Source organism: Sphingobacterium sp. BIGb0116, assembly GCF_024808035.1.
GTDB lineage: Bacteria > Bacteroidota > Bacteroidia > Sphingobacteriales > Sphingobacteriaceae > Sphingobacterium > Sphingobacterium paramultivorum.
On record NZ_JANUDT010000017.1, the window covers coordinates 1 to 3125 of the forward strand.

Sequence of the window (3125 nt, forward strand, 5' to 3'; positions counted from 1 at the left end):
TTACGGCAATACCATCGGCTCTGGCGGGCTTGACTGCTCTGTTCGGAATGGGAAGAGGTAGACACCGCCGATATAGGCACCTAAAAATCTTTATTGGCTGATCTATGATATTCATATCATCTTATTCATGCCAACTGACATAGCTATTGAAAGAGGTTCGTTTCTTGTTTGTTTCAAAAATTAAAGAGGAAGACAACAGTGTCTGTCTGCTTGAGAAAGCTTCGGGCTATTAGTACCACTTGGCTTTGGTCTCTCAACCTTTACACCTATGGCCTATCAACGTAGTCATCTTCTACGACCCTATAAGGAAGTCTCATCTCGTGGCTAGTTTCGCACTTAGATGCTTTCAGCGCTTATCTATTCCAGACGTAGCTACCCTGCCGTACACCTGGCGGCATAACAGGTTCACCAGAGGTCTGTCCAACCCGGTCCTCTCGTACTAAGGTCAGATCCACTCAAACTTCCAACGCCCACAACAGATAGGGACCGAACTGTCTCGCGACGTTCTGAACCCAGCTCGCGTGCCACTTTAATGGGCGAACAGCCCAACCCTTGGGACCTTCTCCAGCCCCAGGATGTGACGAGCCGACATCGAGGTGCCAAACCTCCCCGTCGATATGAGCTCTTGGGGGAGATCAGCCTGTTATCCCCAGCGTACCTTTTATCCTTTGAGCGATGGCCCTTCCATACAGAACCACCGGATCACTATGTCCGTCTTTCGACCCTGTTCGACTTGTCGGTCTCACAGTCAAGCAAGCTTATGCCATTGCACTCCACGTACGGTTACCAAGCGTACTGAGCTTACCTTTGAAAGCCTCCGTTACCTTTTTGGAGGCGACCACCCCAGTCAAACTACCCACCAAACAATGTCCTCGGAAATACCGAGTTAGAAACCGAATACAGAAAGGGCGGTATTTCAAGGTTGATTCCATGACTCCTGGCGAAGCCACTTCAACATCTCCCGCCTATCCTACACATCCTGTACCCAATCTCAATGTTAAGCTATAGTGAAGGTGCATGGGGTCTTTCCGTCCCGTTGCGGGTAATCGGCGTCTTCACCGATACCACAATTTCACCGAGCTCATGGCTGAGACAGCGCCCAGATCGTTACACCATTCGTGCAGGTCGGAACTTACCCGACAAGGAATTTCGCTACCTTAGGACCGTTATAGTTACGGCCGCCGTTTACTGGGGCTTCGATTCAATGCTTCTCTTGCGATGACATCCCCTCTTAACCTTCCAGCACCGGGCAGGTGTCAGGCCTTATACTTCATCTTGCGATTTTGCAAAGCCATATGTTTTTGTTAAACAGTCGCCTGGGCCTTTTCACTGCGGCTGCTCATCGCTGAGACAGCGCCCCTTCTCCCGAAGTTACAGGGCCATTTTGCCGAGTTCCTTAGCCATGACTCACTCGAGCACCTTAGGATTCTCTCCTCGACCACCTGTGTCGGTTTGCGGTACGGGTCTTCATAACCTGAAGCTTAGCGGGTTTTCTTGGAAGTCTGTTTACCTGCTCTATCAGCGCCACCGGAGCTTTGCTGTACTATTGGGTTTCAGCAGGGTCGGCGGATTTGCCTACCGTCCCTATACCTACGCCTTTCAACGAACTATTCCGTCAGTTCGCGGCAGTGTCACTACTCCGTCACCACATCGCAGTTATGAAGAGTACTGGAATATTAACCAGTTGTCCATCGGCTTGCCCCCTTCGGGTGCGCCTTAGGTCCCGACTGACCCTGATCCGATTAACGTTGATCAGGAAACCTTGGTCTTTCGGTGGGCGGGTTTCTCACCCGCCTTATCGTTACTTATGCCTACATTTGCTTTTCCATAACCTCCACAGTTCATTGCCAAACTGCTTCTCCGGCGATGGAATGCTCCCCTACCAGATGCACCTAAGTGCAAATCCATAGCTTCGGTACCGTTCTTGATGCCCGTTTATTATCCACGCCCGGCCGCTCGACTAGTGAGCTGTTACGCACTCTTTAAATGAATGGCTGCTTCCAAGCCAACATCCTAGCTGTCTGGGCAACCGGACCTCGTTAGTTCAACTTAGAACGAATTTGGGGACCTTAGCTGATGGTCTGGGTTCTTTCCCTCTCGGCCTTGGACCTTAGCACCCAAAGCCTCACTGCCGGCTATATTTGATAGCATTCGGAGTTCGTCTGGATTTGGTAGGATTTGACTCCCCCGCACCCAATCGGTAGCTCTACCTCTATCAAACTCTACGCCGACGCTGTTCCTAAAAACATTTCGGGGAGTACGAGCTATTTCCCAGTTTGATTGGCCTTTCACCCCTACCCTCAGGTCATCCGGAAACTTTTCAACGTTTATCGGTTCGGTCCTCCATTACATGTTACTGCAACTTCAACCTGCCCAAGGGTAGATCACAAGGTTTCGCGTCTACCTCATCTGACTATGCGCCCTATTAAGACTCGCTTTCGCTTCGGCTGCGTCCCTGAAGGACTTAACCTTGCCAGACAAGAGTAACTCGTAGGCTCATTATGCAAAAGGCACGCTGTCACAGAACTTGTCTGCTCCAACCGCTTGTAAGCACACGGTTTCAGGTTCTTTTCACTCCCCTGTTCGGGGTTCTTTTCACCTTTCCCTCACGGTACTGGTTCACTATCGGTCTCTCAGGAGTATTTAGCCTTACCAGATGGTGCTGGTGGATTCCCACAGGATTTCTCCGGTCCCGCGGTACTCAGGATACCACTATGTCAACATTCTTTACCTGTACGGGGCTCTCACCCTTGTCGCGCAGTTTCCCACCTGCTTCCAGTTCATAGCGCTGTACAATGTCGTGGTCCTACAACCCCGACCATGCCGTAACATGATCGGTTTGGGCTCTTTCCCGTTCGCTCGCCACTACTTGGGAAATCATTGTTATTTTCTTCTCCTACGCCTACTTAGATGTTTCAGTTCAGCGCGTTCGCGTTTTATACGACTATTCTTCAAATAGTCAGGTTGCCCCATTCGGAAATCTCTGGATCAAGTCGCATTTGCCAATCCCCAAAGCTTATCGCAGCTTATCACGTCCTTCTTCGCCTCTGAGAGCCTAGGCATCCCCCGTGTGCCCTTATTTACTTTCTTCACCGGCATAGCCTTTTGCTACTATGCGGCTGCTT

At 50.5% G+C, this 3125-nt stretch carries 1 rRNA gene and 1 other annotated feature; the gene reads right to left on the reverse strand.

Annotation, left to right across the window (positions count from 1 at the left end):
• Positions 1 to 84 (reverse strand) — a sequence feature (5S ribosomal RNA rRNA prediction is too short).
• Between the two features lie 126 nt (positions 85 to 210).
• A 23S ribosomal RNA gene (locus M2419_RS27345) occupies positions 211 to 3090 on the reverse strand.
• Positions 3091 to 3125 lie beyond the last annotated feature (35 nt).